1 protein-coding gene (only partly in view) is annotated in these 21,232 nt (G+C 42.2%); it reads left to right on the top strand.

Annotated features, from left to right (window positions below):
• On the top strand, positions 1 to 21,232 hold the 5' portion of the coding sequence (locus LDL79_RS05950) for an Ig-like domain-containing protein (RefSeq protein WP_225599528.1). The gene runs 11,036 nt beyond the window's last position; only the first 21,232 of its 32,268 coding nucleotides appear in the window; it begins with the start codon at positions 1 to 3; its stop codon lies beyond the right edge, outside the window.

Raw genomic sequence — 21,232 nt, forward strand, 5'->3', positions numbered from 1 at the left:
TTGACACGTCCCGATAGCGCCATTTATCCTAACGGTGAAGTGGGTGTCCCTTCTTTTGATAGTGCAGGAATTTTTGGGTGCCCTGGAGACTATGACATTCCTTACTACACAGATCAAGCCGGAGATGTTGGACTATTATTGGACTTGAATGGCACACCTGGTTTTCAATCTGGCACTAGAGACCGCATCTTAGAGGCATATTCAATCACTCCTGGTAACCATATTATGTCGTGGAACGGTCTTGATGGTCTGGGTAACCCAGTTAATGAAGGTGCTTCCGTTCAAGTTCTACTCACTCTTTATCAAGGGCGAACCAACATACCAATGGTCGATGCAGAACAGAATAAGAATGGTTTATCTGTAGTGGGTATATTTCCTTCTACACCAAACAGAAGACTTTACTGGGATGACACTCAACTTACAAATATTGGCACCGATTGCTCCAATCCCAATAATAATACTACTGGTGCTGGAGTTTCTTCAAGCCTACTTGGTCAAGGAGTTTTAGGCCCTGTACATGCTTGGGATGGTCCAAACCCTACTACCGCTGTACCAGCTCCAGCAAATGGAGGAGGTTCAGCAACAAACGCCAATCTCTGTGATGATTTTGGAAATAATAGAACTATTAATACTTGGTTTTATGCAATTAGTAGTGAATCTTCTTCTAGAACTTTTGAGGTTCCAAGATGTGATTACGATGGAGATGGCGTGGCTGATACAATTGATCTAGACGACGACAATGATGGAATCGCAGATGCCATTGAAAACAATGGTTACCCAGACGCCAACGCGGATGCCGACAATGATGGCATACCAAACTTTATAGATACTGATCTACCAGGTTTTGTTGATTCAAATTTTGATGGAGTAAATGATAATTATGATAAAGATCTTGACGGAGTTATAAATCAGTATGACTTGGACTCCGATAATGATGGTATTCTAGATCAAAACGAAAACCTAACTTCACATTGTGTCGGAACTTTAAATTATGAATTTTATAATAGTGTACCCTCGGGAAATACGGTAGATAATATACCTCGAACTGGAGCAACCTCAATAGGTCGTGTTAATGATTTTGATGTTGATGCCTTATATGCATTTGTCACTCCAGGAGATGGTGAAACCTTCAGTATACGGTACACCGGAACAATATTTATATCAACAGCCGGAAATTATACATTTTTTACAAGTTCAGATGATGGTTCAAAACTTTTCATTGATGATATTCAAGTTGTAAACAATGATGGTTTACACGGTGACCAAGAAAGGAATGGTTCTATAAGTTTACCCGTAGGTCATCACAAATTTCAAGTAACCTTTTTTGAGAATACCGGAGGCGAAGTTCTAACAGTAAGCTATCAAGGACCCTCAATAAGTAAAAGACAAATACCATTTAGCGCTCTTTCATGTTCTGTTTTAGACTCAGACACTGATGGCACTCCAGATTATCTTGACCTAAACAGTGACAATGATGGTTGCCCTGATGCTTTAGAAGGAAGTAATACTAGCATAACAAGAGCTAATCTTAAAACTGACACCAGTTTAAACGGTACTGTAAGTAGTCGTGGTGTACCAACGTTAGTAAGTAGTGGCCAAAATGATTTAAGTAGTAAAAATCCTTCAATTACCGGAACCAATTGCGATGACGATGGTGACGGAGTCATTAACGGGAATGACAGATGTCCGGGTTCTGATGACACAATAGACTTTGACGGAGACGGGGTTCCTGACAGTTGTGATCGTGATGATGACAATGACGGAATCTTAGATACAAATGAACAAAATTGCGCTACCCTTAATAACGGTAATTCAACAACAAGAAACGGTGACTTTGCTCAGAACATATTTTGGTTATCTTGGACAGGAACTTCAATAGCTGACGGTATTGATGAGAACGACACCGCCACTCTTAATCTTCCGGGCGGTGGCTCTATCACTGCGACATTTACCAATGTAAGAGATCTTAATCTTACTAATCCAAGAACTTATGGTTCTGACAATGGAAACGGTCCTTCAGATTATTTTTTAAGTGACTTTAACACCTTTGGAGGAGCTCAATTAAAATCTGATTATAATTTAGCAGGTGCATCAATATATGCCAATGGTGGTGGTACCGGAAACAACAATGATATAAGTTTTGACGTCACCTTTACCGCCCGTACAGCATCAGGAACTGTTTATACTCCTGACCTGATTTTTGCCGATACCGAAGAAACAAATAATTTAGGATTCCCCGCTGATGAATATCAACGTGTTAGTACCAATGGTAGAAACTGGGAAATTATTGAAAGCGTTGGTGGAACAGGTTATAATTTAGCAGGAAACGGATCCAGAAGAGTTCAATACAATAATACAGGGGCAGGTGTGCCTATCTTACGTACAGTAGATGCAACCAGACTTTCTGTTGAAATCAATACTGCTGGTCAAAATGGTGCGCAAGGTGGTCAAGCCTTTGCATTTGGTGTTTTCTTAGAATGCTTACCAAGAGATACTGACGGTGATGCTGCATCTGATTCTAGAGATACAGACAGTGATAATGACGGCTGTTCTGATGCGAACGAAGCGTACAACAATCCTAATGCTGATGGTGGAGACAACCGTTTTTATGGCACAGGTAATCCTCCTGCAGTAAATCCTGATGGTACTGTTGTAGGTGCAACCTATCCCGGAACCAATAGCAATGTCACTACTGTAAATGTCGCACCAACTATAAGTATACAACCTACTAATAAAACTATAAATCAAGGTACCAATACCACGTTTGCTGTTACCGCTACAGGTACCACTTTAAGTTACCAATGGCAAGTAAGTACTAATGGCGGGGGAAGTTATAGTAATGTGGCTAATGGTAGTGTATATTCTGGTGCCACAACCAATACTTTGACTTTAACCAATGTGCCCTACTCGTATAACACCTACAGATACAGAGTTGTGGTAACCGATGCTTCTTATGTTTGTAGCACAATTACCTCAGCAGCAGCAGCAATTCTTACTGTAAACGGGGTTCCTGTAGCTAATCCTGACACTAACAGTACGCCAGAGGACACTGCACTTAATGTTAATGCAGCCAATGGTGTGCTTATTAATGACACGGATGCTGATGGTAACACCTTAACTGTAAACCGGTTCACCATAAACGGAACGAATTACACTCCTGGAAATAGTGCTCCGATCTCTGGAGTTGGTATTTTTACGTTGAATACTAACGGTAGTTATACCTTTACACCTGCAGCCAATTATAATGGTCCAGTTCCTGTAATCACCTATAGAATTACTGACGGAAATGGTGGAACCGCAAGTTCTACATTGACACTATCGGTAACACCTGTAAACGACCCTCCGGTTGCTGTTGACGACAGTAATACTACTCCTGAAGATGTAATAATAACTGTAGCAGACGGTGCTGCCAGAGATTTATTAAATAATGATTCTGATGTTGACGGCAATACGCTGAACATCACCAACTTTACCTTCGACGGAACTACTCAAAGTGCCGGCACCACCATTACAGTGGCCAACGTAGGAGCACTTACAATAAATGCTAACGGAAGTTACACTTTTGCCCCTGCGGCAAATTACAACGGTACTGTTCCGGCTATTTCTTATACAGTAAGCGATGGCTCACTTACCGCTACAGCAAATTTAGCTATAACAGTAACTCCTGTTAACGACCCTCCGGTAGCTGGCGATTACACCAATAGTACTGATGAAGATACCGTACTTAACGTTGCCAACGGAAGCGCAGATGACTTACTTCCTGTAGAGACTGATGTAGATGGTGATCCTATTTCTATTACCAGATTTACCTTTAATGGAGTTAACTACAATGCCGGGCAGTCTGCAACAGTAACTGGAGTTGGTACTTTAGTTATTAATTCAAATGGAAGCTACACCTTTACACCTGCTACAAATTATAATGGTCCGGTTCCAGCAATTACCTTTACCGTAAGCGACGGAACTCTTACAGATGTAGGCAGCTTAACGCTTACTGTAGATCCGGTTAACGATCCTCCGGTAGCCGTTGATGATTCTAATAGTACTAACGAAGACACTACCTTAACTGTAGCCGATGGTAGCCCCGATGATTTACTACAGGATGATACAGACCTCGATGGCGATGCGCTAAGTATTAGTGAATTTACCTTTGATGGTACAAATTATACTGCCGGGCAAACTGCATCTATAGCTGGTGTTGGTGATCTTACCATAAATGCCAATGGAAGCTACACTTTTGTACCGGCTTCCAATTATAACGGCGCTGTTCCTGCCATCACTTATACCGTGACAGATGGGGCACTTACTGACGTGGGTAATTTAACGCTTACGATCAATGCAGTTAATGATGATCCTATTGCAAACCCTGACACTGATACCACTTATGAAGATGTAACGTTGTTTATTGGTGCAGACGAAGGGGTTTTAATCAATGATACTGATGCAGATGGTGATACACTTAATGTAACTGAATTCACCTTTGGCGGAACCACAGCAACTGCCGGAAACAGTGTGGCTGCAGCTCAAGGCGAACTTACCATCTATGCTGACGGAAGTTATAAGTTTATTCCTGCTCCAGGATTCAATGGCGCTGTTCCTGCTGCAAATTATACGATCTCTGATAGTAATGGCGGCACTGCTTCAAGCACGCTTACAATTTCGGTTACTGCAGATCCCTGTGCTACTCAAAGCACCTTTAACTGGGATACGGTAACTTGGGCTCCTGGCTCGACTTCTAATACGTACAACAATAAGAATAATACTTCTTATGCATTCAATATTACTCCTCCAGCAGGTGGTTTAGAGTCCCCTACTCCCGTTAATGCTGCTTTTTATGAAGGAGATTTAGGCAGTAGTCCTTCAGATGCAAGTCAATTAATTTTATCAGCTCTTGCATCCAATATTGATGGTGATGTTATTTCTACTGAAATTCTTCTAGGAGAATCTAATACTGGTCTTGATGGAGTACAGTTTAAATTATTTGATATTGATGGTTCTAGCGGCTCTGTAAATTATCAAGAGACTGTTACAATTACCGGTTATCTGGGAGGCACAACCGTTAACCCAATTCTCCAAGGAACTCCTATACACACTATTGCTGGAAACACCGTAACTAGTGATGCTTTTGACGCTCCACAAACTGGTGCTGATGCCGCTTTTGGTGTGGTCTACGCAAGCTTTAGCACACCGGTAGATCGTATTGTGATTTCTTATGGTATTGTTTCAGGTGGAACTTACAATGCTGGTTCGGCTCCTGGGTTTGCTATCTATGATTTAACACACTGTTTTATCGATGTTGACAGTGATGGTGATGGTATAACAGATAGTATTGACCTTGATGATGACAATGATGGTATTCTTGATACTGCTGAAAATTTAGCCGGACTTGATCCTAATGCTGATGCAGATGGTGACGGTGTTGTAAATTATCTTGATGATGATTCTACAGATGCTGCGATAGGTGATGCTGACGGTCTTCCGGCAGCGGCGTATGATCTAGACGGTGATGGAATTGCTAACCATTTAGACCTTGATGCTGATAATGACGCGATCCCAGATGTTTTAGAAGCCGGACTTACAGATGCTGATAATGATGGATTAGTGGATACTGCAGGTTATGGAACTAATGGTTTTGCAGACGAACTTGAAACTTCAGCAGACAGCGGTGTGGCCAATTACACGCCTCGAAATACTGACGCTAATTCTGATATCGTTCCTAACATCTATAATTTCCTTGATAGAGATTCAGACAACGACGGACTTTCTGATACTGAAGAAGCGTTTTCAAATAATCCTTCTTATAACGACACCGACAATGATGGTGTGGTTGATGGATTTGTGGATGCTGACAATAACGGATGGCACGACCCTATTGATGCCGAAGCTACCTTCCCAACGCTTAGAAATTCAGATGCAGACAGCTTACCTAACTACTTAGACTTAGATTCTGACGGCGATGGTATCCCAGATACTTATGAAGGTAACTTCGAGGTTGTAGACAGTGAAAATGACGGGATTGTAGGTTCCGGAACGCCTGCAGACGCCGATCAAGACGGTTTAGCAGATACTAATGATGGTGTAATCCCTGGATTTGGTTATGGCTTCAATGCAGACCGTGATGGAGATGGGGTTAAGAATGTGATTGATATTGATATTGACAACGACGGTATCATTGATAATATAGAAGGGCAGCCTACGACAGGATATAGAGCACCTTCTGGTATTGATACTGACAATGATGGTATAGATGATGCGTACGATGTGAATAATGGGGGTGTCGCCATTGGTACTATCAATACAGACGGAGGCTCGGCGCCGGATTATGCAGATACTAATGCTGATTCTGAAGATAATGAGGGTGTAGATCCTTACGATATTTCTGAAAATGCAACTGATGATAGTATTGATTTACCTCTTGATGCTGATAATAACGGTATTGTAGACCCAAGTAATTTCATAGATATTGATGGAGATGGTCTTCACGATGATTTTGAAAATGGAATTTTTGACACTACAAATCCATTAAACGCAACAAACAATGGACAACTCCCCACAGATATGCCTGATGTTGATGATGTAGGTGGGGATAGAGATTGGAGAGAGTTGAATAACCAGGATAAAGACGGAGATGGCGTTGCTGATACCGATGACTTAGATGACGACAATGACGGTATTTTAGATATCTATGAAGATTTTAACGAAGACGGAGATGGAAATCCCAGAACCAATCCTTCGGATAAAGATGGAGACGGTATTCCTAATTATTTTGATTTAGACTCAGATAATGACGGTATCACAGATTATGCTGAGTCTGGAGGCACAGACGATCCTGACGGAAATGGACAACCAGGTACCGGTGTATTAGATAACACAGAAGTTAATGATAACGGTATTCCTCTGGCTGTGGTTGGTGCAACCGAAACAGAATCTATTATTGTTCCTATAAATACTTCTGGAAGTGCCAATGCAGATTTTGTGGATCTAGATTCTGACAATGACGGGATCCCAGATACCATTGAGGCCGGTGGTTTTGATCCCGACGGAGATGGAGAATATGGTGCCGGAACATTGAACGATGAAGATGCTGATGGCCTTGCTGATGCTTTAGACCCATATGATGACGTTCAAGGTAATACAGACACTCCATTTCCAACAGCAGGAACCCCATTAGTCATACCAGACACAGATGGGGATTCTATACCTAACCACTTGGATTTAGATTCTGATGACGATACTATACCTGATAATGTCGAAGGTCAAACCACTTTAGGCTATGTTTATAGATCTGAAAATGACATTGATGAAGATGGTCTTGATGATAATTATGATTCTTCAGGAGGTGTAGGAATAGGTATTCAACCGGTAGATACAGATGGTGATGGAACTCCAGATTATTTAGATCTGGATTCTGATAACGATTCGCTTTTTGATATTGTCGAAGCAGGAAATCCTACTGCCGATGACGATGCTGACGGAAGAACAAATAATGACGTTGGCGATAACGGTTTTGATGATAATTATGATAATGGGGATGCCTATCTGGACTTTAATGGTATTTACGACGACCCTCAAACCAACTTCCCAGATACGGATAACGACGTAAACACCGGTGGTGATGTTGACTACCGTGATACCTTAGATAACGATAATGATGGGGTAGCTGATGCAGACGACCTTGATGACGATAATGACGGTATCCTAGACAGCGTTGAAAACGGAGGAACTGACCCAACTGTAGATTCAGACAATGATGGTATTTTAGATTACAAAGATGCCGATACTGCAGGTTTTATTGATACCAATACAGATGGCGTTGACGACCGTTTTGATACTGATCTTGACGGAATTATAGATCAGTTCGACACCGATTCTGATGGTGATAATTGTAGCGACGCCAATGAAGCATACAACGATCCAAATGCTGATGCAGATGGAAACGGATATTACGGTACCGGAAATCCGCCAGCAGTAAATACAGACGGTACAGTTACCGCTGCGACCTACCCGGGTACAAATGCAAATGTAACTACACCGGGCGCTGCTCCGACAATTACCGGGCAACCTGCTAATAGTTCTGTAAACGAAGGAGAAAACACTTCTTTCTCTGTTTCCGCGACAGGTACTACCTTAAGCTATCAATGGCAAGTAAGCACGGATGGTGGAAGCACCTTCTCAAACATTACTGATGGTGGAATTTACTCCGGGGCAACGACTGCAACCCTTAACTTAACCGCTGTAGCGTATGCTAACGATGGGTATCAATATGCGGTTGTTATTTCTGATGCTACCTACATTTGTGACATAACTACTTCTAATGCTGCAACCTTAGACGTAAATGGAGTTCCTGTTGCTGTAGATGATTCTAATTCAACTGACGAAGATGTTGATTTATCAGTAGGAGATGACAACGCTGGTGATTTATTATTGAATGATACCGATGCAGACGGCGATGTATTAACTATTACTGCATTTACCTTTAATGGAACTCCTTATACCTCGGGACAAGTAGCTTCAATCCCTAATGTTGGCGATCTTCAGATCAATTCAGATGGAAGTTATACGTTCAGTCCGGCTGAGAACTACAATGGTACCGTACCTACCATCACCTATACGGTAACCGACGGTACTGCTACAGATGTTGGAGAATTAGTGATTACGGTAAATCCTATCAATGATGATCCGGTAGCGGTTGATGATACATATAGTGTTGACGAAGATGATTCAGTAGTACTAACTCCATTAGACGATGACACAGATGTAGACGGAGATGTACTTTCAATTCAAAGTATCAACGGAACCACATTTACCGGCGGTGAGCAAACTATCGCAGTAGATAACGGAGTTGTGCGCATTGATGCCGGTGGAATAATTACATTCACTCCGGATGATGACTTTAATGGTTCGGTTACAATCCCTTATACAATTTCTGACGGAAATGGTGGCATAGCTACTGCAAATCAGATTATAACTGTTAATGCAGTAAATGATCCACCAGTTGCTGTTGATGATTCCTATTCTGTAGACGAAGATGATTCAGTAGTCCTAACGCCACTTACAGGGGATTCAGACATTGATGGAGATGGTTTAACCATTGAAAGTATCAATGACACTCCAATTGCCGGAGGTGCACAAACTATTCCTGTAACTAATGGTACCGTAACAATAGATGCCGGTGGAATAATCACATTTACACCTGATGCTAATTATAATGGTCCAGTAAGTTTCCCATACGTTATCAACGATGGAAATGGAGCCACTGCAACTGCTGATCAATTAATCACAGTAAACTCGGTTAACGATGATCCGGTTGCTGTAGATGATGCTTATACGGTGAACGAAGATGAGTCGGTAATTTTAACACCACTCACAGGGGACACAGATGTTGATGGAGACCCACTTACCGTACAAAGTATAAATGGTACTGCGGTCACTCCCGGTGTAGCACAAAATATCGCCGTTACTAATGGTCAAGTGACTATTGCTACAGATGGCACTATTACTTTTGTTCCTGCAGATGATTACAACGGCCCAGTCACGTTTACCTATACTATTTCAGATGGTCAAGGTGGTACAGCAACTGCAAGTCAGAATATCAATGTGGTTTCTACTCCTGATGCTTATGATGATAACTTCATTACTAATGAAGATACTGCTATAACGGATGACTTATTTGCAGATAATGGAAACGGGCCTGATGATTTAGGGATAACACCTACTACAGCTGCTCTTGAAACGAATGCAACTTATGGTTCGGTAACTGTAAATACTAATGGCACCTTTACCTATACGCCTAATACTGACTACAATGGTACTGATAGTTTTACTTATACCATCACTGACGCCAATGGTCAGTCAAGTACAGCTACTGCCAACATTACGATCACTTCAACACCTGATGCGGTTGATGACGTATTCTCTGTAAATGAAGACGCTTCCGTTTCTGGAAATCTATTGGCTGATAACGGTAACGGGCCTGATGATTTAGGTTCTGAACCTACAGCAGTTGCACTTGCAACTAATGCTGCTAACGGTTCGGTTACGATCAATCCGGATGGAACCTTTACCTATACTCCTAATGCCAACTTTAATGGAACGGATAGTTTCACCTATACCATCACAGACGCCAATGGTGTATCAAGTACTGCTTCAGTTTCAGTAACTGTAATAGCCACTCCTGACGCAGTTGACGATGCATTTACAACTTCAGAAGATACTGCAGTTTCTGGTGATCTTTTAGCAAATAATGGCAATGGTACAGACGATCTGGGGGTAGCACCTACTTCAGCTGCTCTTGAAACGAATGCAGCCAACGGTTCGGTAACAGTAAATACTAACGGAACCTTTACCTATACTCCTAATGCCGATTTTAACGGTACAGATAGTTTTACTTATACGATCACTGACAATAACGGTGCTACTAGTACTGCGACCGCAACAGTAACTGTTATATCGACTCCTGATGCAGTGGATGATGCATTTACAACAAATGAAGACACAGCGTTTTCAGGAAATCTGTATGCTGACAACGGCAGTGGAGCTGACGATTTAGGTTCTGAGCCTACAACTGCTGCTCTTGAAACAAATGCAGCAAACGGTTCGGTAACTGTAAATACTAACGGAACTTTTACCTATACGCCTAATACTGACTTTAACGGTACAGATAGTTTTACCTATACTATCACTGATACGAATGGAGCGGAAAGTACGGCAACAGCTACTATCACTATCGTTGCTACCCCTGATACTGTAGATGATGCATTTACAACGGATGAAGACACAGCGGTTTCAGGAAATTTAATTGCTGATAATGGTAATGGAGCTGACGATTTAGGTTCTGAACCTACCGCAGCAGCACTTGACACCAATGCAACAAATGGTTCTGTAGTGGTCAACTCTGATGGAACCTTTACGTATACTCCGAATACTGACTTTAACGGTACAGATAGTTTTACCTACACGCTAACTGATAATAACGGTATAACAAGTACTGCCACTGCTACAGTAACCGTAGTTTCTACTCCTGATGCACTTGATGATGAGTTCACAACTTTTGAAGATGCAGCAGTATCCGGAAATCTATTTGATGATAACGGTTTTGGTGCAGATGACTTAGGTAGCACGCCAACTACTGCAACCTTACTCACCAACGGAGCTAATGGAAATGCAGTAGTAAATACTGACGGAACCTATACTTATACGCCAAATACAAATTACAATGGAAGTGACAGCTTTACCTATACTATCACTGATGCTAATGGAAACACGAGCACTGCTACAGTATATATAACCATTGTTTCCACTCCAGATGCATTTGACGATGAGTTCACGATTGATGAAGATGAAGTACTAACCGATAGTGTATTTGCTAATAATGAAAATGGCGCAGATGACCTAGGAACTGCCCCAACTACCGCTGCACTTACGACAAGTCCTGCCAATGGTGCGATCATTTTCAATACTGATGGTACTTTCACATATACCCCGGAGGCAGATTTTAATGGTACGGATAGCTTTACATATACCATTACTGATGATAACGGGAACACAAGTACTGCCACAGCAACCATAACACTTAATCCTATTGCTGATGCGGTTGCTGATACATTTACAACTGATGAAGACACAACGCTTAATGCTGATGTAAGCACTAATGATACGTATACGGGTACGGCCACTTATGTATTTAATAATGATGCAGACAATGGTGGCAGTGTCTCTATGAACAACGATGGCAGCTTTGTTTATACCCCTGCACCGGATTTTGTAGGTGATGAAACCTTCACCTATACGGTAACAGATATTAACAGCGCTACCGAAACTGTTTCGGTTACCATAACAGTCAACCCAGTCGCTGATATTGTACCGGATTCAGATACAACAAACGAAGATGTAGCAGTAACTACTAATGTAGTAGATAATGATACCTTCCAAGGAACTTATGGTACCGACTATGAGATCACTGCAACTACTGATCCGGCAGACGGAACAATCACCGAAAATGGAGATGGTACCATCACCTATACGCCTGATCCGGACTTTAACGGTACAGATTCGTATACCTACACCGTGACTGATGTAAATGGTGATACTGAAACTACAACTGTAACAATCACCGTTAATCCGGTAGCTGATATTGTAGCCGATGCAGATACAACAGACGAAGATGTAGCGGTAACTACTAACGTAGTGGACAATGATACTTTCCAAGGAACGTATGGCACCGATTATGAGATCACCGCAACTACCGATCCGGCAGACGGAACAATCACCGAAAATGGAGATGGTACCATCACCTATACGCCTGATCCGGACTTTAACGGTACTGATTCGTATACCTACACCGTTACTGATGTAAATGGAGATACCGAAACAACAACAGTAACCATAACGGTGAATCCGATAGTTGATATTGTAGCCGATGCAGACACCACAGACGAAGATGTAGCAGTAACTACTAACGTAGTGGACAACGATACCTTCCAAGGAACTTATGGTACCGATTATGAGATCACTGCAACTACTGATCCAGCGAACGGAACAGTTACAGAAAATGGAGATGGCACAATTACCTACACTCCAAATTCTGACTTTAACGGTACAGATTCGTATACCTATACCGTTACTGATGTAAATGGAGATATCAGCACAGAAACGGTAACCATAACAGTTAATTCTATTGCAGATGCGGTAGCTGATGCGTTCACAACAGATGAAGACACCGTATTAAATGCTAATGTTAGCTTAAACGACACCTACTCCGCTGCTGCAAACTATGTATTTAATGGTGATACCAGCAATGGCGGTAGTGTGGACATGAATCCAGATGGATCGTTTGAATATACTCCTGCAGCTGATTTCGCTGGCGAAGAAACATTTACCTATACGGTAACAGATGTTAATGATACAGACGAAACAGTTACGGTTACCATAACAGTCAACCCAGTCGCTGATATTGTACCGAATTCAGATACAACAGACGAAGATGTAGCAGTAACTACTAATGTAGTAGATAATGATACCTTCCAAGGAACTTATGGTACCGATTATGAGATCACTGCAACTACTGATCCGGCAGACGGAACAATCACCGAAAATGGAGATGGTACCATCACCTATACGCCTGATCCGGACTTTAACGGTACTGATTCGTATACCTACACCGTTACTGATGTAAATGGAGATACTGAAACTACAACTGTAACAATCACCGTTAATCCGGTAGCTGATATTGTAGCCGATGCAGATACAACAGACGAAGATGTAGCGGTAACTACTAACGTAGTGGACAATGATACTTTCCAAGGAACGTATGGCACCGATTATGAGATCACCGCAACTACCGATCCGGCAGATGGAACAATCACAGAAAATGGAGATGGTACCATCACCTATACGCCTGATCCTGACTTTAACGGTACTGATTCGTATACCTACACCGTTACTGATGTAAATGGAGATACCGAAACTGCAACAGTTACCATCACGGTTAATCCGATAGATGATATTGTTGCCGATGCAGACACCACAAACGAAGATGTAGCAGTAACTACTAACGTAGTAGATAATGACACCTTCCAAGGAACTTATGGTACGGATTATGTGATCACTGCAACTACTGATCCGGCAAACGGAACAATTTCAGAAAATGGAGATGGTACAATTACCTACACTCCAAATTCTGACTTTAACGGTACAGATTCGTATACCTACACCGTTACTGACGTAAATGGAGATACCAGCACAGAAACGGTAACCATCACGGTTAATCCTATTGCAGATGCAGTTGCTGATTCGTTCACGACTGATGAGGACACCGTATTAAGTGCAGATGTAAGTGTTAATGACACCTTTACTGCTGCTGCAAGCTATGTATTTAATGGCGATACCAACAATGGTGGTACTGTAGCGATGGATACAGATGGATCATTTGATTACACCCCTGCAGCTGATTTTGTGGGTGACGAAACGTTCACCTACACCGTAACAGATGTTAATGGTGCTACTGAAACCGTTATGGTAACCATCACGGTTAATCCTATTGCAGATGCCGTTGCTGACACGTTCACAACTGATGAAGACACGGTTTTAAACGCTGATGTAAGTGCAAACGACACCTATGCTGATGATGCGACCTATGTCTACAACAATGACGCAGATAATGGTGGAAGCATTAGTATGATTACTAGTGGAGCATTTGAATATACACCAGCTCCTGATTTTGCTGGAGACGAAACTTTCACATACACGGTAACTGATGTTAATGGAACTACGGAAACAGTTACGGTAACCATCACGGTTAATCCTATTGCAGATGCGGTTGCTGATGCGTTCACAACTGATGAAGACACGGTTTTAAACGCCGATGTAAGTGCAAACGACACTTATTCTGATGATGCTACTTATGTTTACAATAACGACGCTGATAATGGCGGAAGCATCACTATGCAAACAGACGGTACTTTTGAGTATACTCCTGCTGCTGACTTTGTAGGTGACGAAACCTTTACTTATACAGCAACAGATGTTAATGGAACTACGGAAACAGTTACGGTTACTATTACCGTTGATCCGGTTGATGATGCCGTTGCTGATACATTCACAACCGATGAAGACACGGCTCTAAATGCAGATGTGAGTGCAAACGACACCTACGCTGATGATGCTACTTACGTTTACAATAATAACGCTGATAATGGCGGAAGCATCACCATGCAAACAGATGGTACTTTTGAATATATTCCTGCTGCTGACTTTGTAGGTGACGAAACCTTTACTTACACGGCAACAGATATTAATGGAACTACAGAAACGGTAACTGTTACAATTACAGTTGATCCTGTTAATGATGCCATCGCTGATACATTCACCACTGATGAAGACACGGCTTTAAATGCAGATGTTAGTACCAATGACACCTACTCTGCAAACGCAACATATGTTTTCAATGGAGATACCGATAATGGAGGTAGTGTAGCTATGAACCCTAACGGTACTTTCGTCTATACACCTGCGGCTGATTTTGTGGGTGACGAAGCGTTCACATACACCGTAACCGATATTAATGGTACTACCGAAACGGTTTCAGTAACCATCACAGTTGATCCTATTGCTGATGCCGTTGCTGATACGTTCACAACTGACGAAGACACTGTTCTAAATGCAGATGTAAGCACTAATGATACTTACACCGGAGTTGTCTCGTATGCTTATAACGACGATGCTTCTAATGGTGGTAGCATCGCAATGAATTCTGACGGAACATTTGAATATACTCCGGCCTTTGATTTTGTAGGTGACGAGACCTTTACATATACCGTGACTGATGTGAATGGAGATATCGAAACGGTTTCGGTTACCATTACAGTCAATCCTGTGACCGATGCTGTAGCAGATACTTATTCCATAGACGAGGATACAGTGCTTAATGATGACGTAAGTGCCAATGACACCTATTCTAATGATGCTACCTATGTGTTTAATGGAGATACCGATAATGGAGGTACGGTCATTATGGATCCTGACGGAACATTTGAATATACTCCGGCTCCTGATTTTGCCGGTGAGGAAACATTCACCTACACCGTAACGGATTTTTACGGTGCTACCGAAACGGTTTCGGTTACTATTACGGTGAATCCTATCAACGATGCGGTGGCAGACACGTTCACAACTAATGAAGACACTGTGCTCAGCGATAATGTGAGCACCAATGACACGTACTCTGATGATGCTACCTATGTGTTTAACGGAGACACCGATAATGGCGGCACGGTTGTTATGAATTCTGATGGTAGTTTTGACTATACTCCGGCTCCTGATTTTGCCGGTGAGGAAACTTTCACCTATACGGTAACAGACGTTAATAATACTACCGAAACTGTTTCGGTTACCATTACAGTGACGGCTACTCCTGATGCTATTGATGACAGTGTAACAACCAATGAAGACACTTTAGTCTCAGGAAACTTATTTGTAGATAATGGAAACGGAGCTGACGATCTAGGAAGCGAACCTACCACTGCGGCTTTACTTACAGATGCTGCAAATGGTTCTGCCTTTGTGAATCCTAATGGAAACTATACCTACACTCCTGACCCTGATTTTAATGGTGTAGATAGCTTCACCTACACCATTACAGATGCTAATGGTGCTGAGAGTACAGCAACGGTAACTGTTACTGTGAATCCGGTTTCTGATATTAATAACGATACTGATACGACTTTAGAAGATGACGCTGTTACTACAAGCGTGTTAGATAATGATACCTTCCAAGGTGTCTATGGAACGGATTACAATATTGTAGCTGCAACAGATCCATCAAACGGTTCTGTGGTGATAAATCCTGACGGAACCATCACCTACACTCCTAACGCAGACTTTAACGGAAGCGATTCTTATACCTATTCCGTAATTGATGTGAATGGAGATGCAAGTACTGCGACGGTTAACATTACTGTTCTTGCAGTTGCTGATGCTGTGGATGATACCGCTACGACTGCTAATGAAACTCCTGTTGAAATTGACGTTCTTGAAAACGACTTTGAAGTTCCTACAGCAGGTAGCCTTTCTATTTCAACTGCTCCTAATAACGGGACTGCAACAGTATTAGATAACGGTACACCGGGAGACCCAAGCGATGATACCATTTTGTATACTCCTGATGCAGATTTCTTTGGAGACGACACGTTCAGCTATGCGATTTGTGACAATAATGGCGGTTGTAATACTGCGGTGGTTACCGTTACGGTAGCAACAGCAGTATTAGTAGCTACTGACGATGATATTAGCGATACTCCGGTACGTGGTGATATTGGCGCAACAGCAGTTGTTAACGTCCTTGATAATGACCTTATCAATAACAATCCTGTTGATCCGGCTGAAGTTGTAATTACTCCGGTATCTGCAGGTCCACTTACTGTAAATGCTGATGGAACAGTAGATGTAAGTCCTAATACTCCTGCGGGAATTTATTCGATAACTTATTCAGTTTGCGAACTAGCAAATGGTTCTAATTGTGATACTGCTACGGTAACTGTTCAAGTTGCAGGTGCTGCACTGGTTGCTAATGACGATGACCTAACCGCTACTCCGATCAACGGATTTATCGGTGGAAGCATTGGCGATATTACAGCAAATGATACCTTAAATGGTGTTGCTGTAGCGGATGAAGATATTGCTATTTCAATAACTGATGATAACGGAATTGATGGACTTCAGGTAAATAATGACGGTACATTGATTATTCCGGCAGGTACTCCGGCAGGAACGTATAACATTGTTTATCAAATCTGCGAAAACCTAAATCCTGATAATTGTGAGACTGCGACAGCTACTGTAGAAATTAGTGCTGCTGTACTCGTAGCTAACGACGATGACTTTAGCGCAACACCGATAACAGGACAAACCGGTGGAAATGCAGGTGATGTTACTACTAACGATACGCTAAATGGTATTACAGTCAATGATGATGATATTGCGATCACACTTCAAAACAATGGTGGTCTCGCAGGTGTAAGTATTGAAGATGATGGTACTATAATCGTTCCGGCAAATACTCCGGCAGGAACCTATAACATCGTATATCAAATCTGTGAAAACTTAAACCCTGGAAATTGCGATACAGCGACTGCTACCGTGGTAGTAAATCCTGCTGCGCTTCTAGCTAACGACGATGACTTTAGCGCTACTCCGGTGAATGGATTTACCGGCGGAAATGCGGGAGATGTAACACTAAATGACACACTCAATGGTGTCGCAGTAGATGATGGAGATATTGCAATCACTATCGAAGACTTTGACGGACTAACCGGCGCTACAATAGAGACGGATGGTACGGTTATCATTCCGGCTAATACTCCAGCAGCAACGTATGACATCGTTTATAGAATATGTGAAAACTTAAACCCTACAAACTGTGATACCGCTACAGTTACTATTGTTGTAGAAGCGGCTGCTCTTGTAGCGAACAACGACGACTTTAGCGCTACTCCTATCACAGGACAAACGGGTGGCAACGCTGGCGATGTAACTACTAACGACACGCTCAATGGTGTTGCAGTAGATGATGGAGATATTTCGATCATTTTGATTGATCGCGATGGACTTTCAGGTGCAAGTATCGAAAATGATGGTACTGTGATTATTCCGGCTAATGCTTCGGCAGGAACTTACAACCTGGTTTATACTATTTGCGAAAACCTAAATACTGATAATTGTGATACTGCAACCGTAACTGTAGTTGTTAATGCTGCTGCGCTGGCAGCTGATGACGATGACTTCAGCGCTACTCCGGTGAACGGATTTACTGGTGGAAATGCTGGTGATGTTACCGCTAATGACACCTTAAATGGTGTTGCTGTTGAAGACGGTGATATTACAATCACGATCCAAGACTTTGACGGTATAACCGGAGCATCAATAGATGCTGACGGCACGTTGATCATTCCGGCGGGAACTCCGGCAGGAACCTACAACTTTGTTTATCAAATCTGTGAAAACCTCAATCCAGATAATTGTGAAACAGGAACTGTTACAGTAGTTGTAAATGCTGCAGCTATAGTAGCAAATGATGATGACTTTAGTGCGACACCTATTACAGGTACGACCGGAGGAAACGCAGGCGATGTTACTGCAAATGACACGCTAAATGGCGTTGCTGTTGAAGACGGTGATATCACAATCACAATTCAAGACTTTGATGGTCTGTCTGGTGCATCTATTGATGCTGATGGTACGCTGATCATTCCGGCTAATACTCCGGCAAGAACTTATAACATCGTTTATCAAATTTGTGAAAAGTTAAATACAGATAACTGCGATACGGCAACTGCGACAGTAGTCGTAAACGCTGCAGCTCTTGTAGCTAACGATGATGACTTCAGCACTACCCCAATTAACGGATTTACCGGTGGAAATGCGGGCGATGTTACTGCAAACGATACTCTAAATGGCGTTGCTGTTGAGGATGGTGATATCACAATCACTATCGAAGATTTTGATGGAATAACCGGTGCTTCAATTGATAATGATGGTACGTTAGTTATTCCGGCAGGAACTCCGGCAGGAACGTATAATATCGTTTACCAAATCTGTGAAAACTTAAATCTTGATAATTGTGAGACCGGAACTGCTACTATTGTAGTAAATGCTGCTACACTTGTAGCCAACGATGATGACTTTAGCGCTACTCCAATCACGGGACAAATTGGTGGAAACGCTGGTGATGTAACGGCTAACGACACCCTAAACGGAATTGCTGTAGAAGATGGAGATATTGAAATTACCATCGTAGATCCTAATGGACTTTCCGGAGCAAGTATCGATAATGACGGTACGCTTATCATTCCGGCAAATGCTCCGGCAGGAACGTATAATCTGGTTTACAGTATTTGCGAAAAATTGAATCCAAGTAACTGTGAGACGGCAACTGCAACAGTAGTTATTAATGCTGCTGCTCTTGTAGCCAATGATGATGACTTTAGTGCTACTCCAATTACAGGACAAACTGGTGGAAATGCAGGTGATGTTACCACTAATGATATGCTTAATGGTGTAGCAGTTGAAGATGGAGATATTACAATTACCGTAAACGATCAAGACGGACTTACTGGCGTAACCATAGATAATGATGGCGTACTTAATATTCCGGCGGGTACTCCGGCTGGAACGTATAACATCGTTTATCAAATCTGCGAAAACCTAAATCCAGATAATTGTGAGACAGGAACTGCTACAGTAGTAGTGAATGCTGCTGCACTAGTAGCTAACGATGATGATTTTAGTGCTACTCCTGTAACAGGACAAACTGGTGGAAACGCTGGCGATGTAACGACTAATGATACCTTAAATGGTGTTGCTGTTGATGATGGTGATATCACCATTACAGTAACAGATCCAGGCGGACTGTCAGGTGTGACGGTAGACAATGATGGAACTATTATAGTTCCGGCAAATGCTCCGGCAGGAACCTATAATATTGTTTACCAAATCTGTGAAAACTTAAATCTTGATAATTGTGAAACTGCGACGGCTACTGTAGTCGTAAACGCAGCAACGCTCGCAGCTAATGATGATGACTTTAGTGCTACTCCGGTTTCTGGACAAGATGGTGGAAACGCTGGTGATGTAACCGCTAATGACACCCTTAACGGCGTTGCTGTTGAAGATGGTGACATCACCATTACAGTAACAGATCCAAACGGACTATCAGGTGTAACGGTAGATAATGACGGTGTCCTTATCATTCCGGCAGGCACTGTAGCAGGTACGTATAATATTGTTTATCAAATCTGTGAAAACCTAAATCCAGGAAACTGTGAAACAGGAACAGCTACAGTAGTTGTTGCTCCTGCAGCACTTGTAGCCAATGATGATGATTTCAGCACCACACCAATTTCAGGTCAAACTGGTGGGGATGCAGGTGATGTAACTACAAATGACACGCTTAATGGTGTTCCGGTTGAAGATGGAGACATCACGATCACCGTTGCAGACCCAGATGGATTATCAGGTATTACAATAGACAATGATGGTACGCTTATGATTCCGGCGGGTACTCTGGCAGGAACGTATAATATTGTTTACCAAATCTGCGAAAACTTAAATCTAAGTAACTGTGAGACTGCAACTGCTACGGTAGTTGTGGATGCTGCAACTTTGGCTGCAAATGATGATGACTTTAGCGCTACTCCAGTTTCAGGACGAAATGGTGGAAACGCTGGTGATGTTACAGCAAATGACACGCTTAATGGTGTTGCCGTAGAAGATGGAGACATTACAATTACAGTAAATGATCCAGATGGGTTAACAGGTATTACCATAGACAATGATGGCGTACTTAACATTCCTGTTGGTACTCCGGCAGGAACTTATAACATTGTTTATCAAATCTGTGAAAATCTGAATCCTGGAAACTGTGAAACAGGAACAGCTACAGTAGTAGTGAACGCTGCGACACTTGTTGCCAATGACGATGATTTTAGTGGCACTCCGATCACCGGACAAACGGGTGGTGACGCAGGAGATGTAACTACTAATGACACGCTTAATGGTATCGCTGTTGAAGATGGAGACATCACCATTAGCATTAGCGATCCAGACGGTCTAAGCGGTGTGACTATAGATAATGATGGAACGCTTATGATTCCGGCGGGTACACCAGCAGGAACGTATAACATTATTTATCAAATCTGTGAAAACCTTAATCTAGATAATTGTGAGACCGCAACCGCCACTG

It is taken from the genome of Leeuwenhoekiella palythoae (genome assembly GCF_020310025.1).
Taxonomy (GTDB): Bacteria; Bacteroidota; Bacteroidia; order Flavobacteriales; family Flavobacteriaceae; genus Leeuwenhoekiella; species Leeuwenhoekiella palythoae.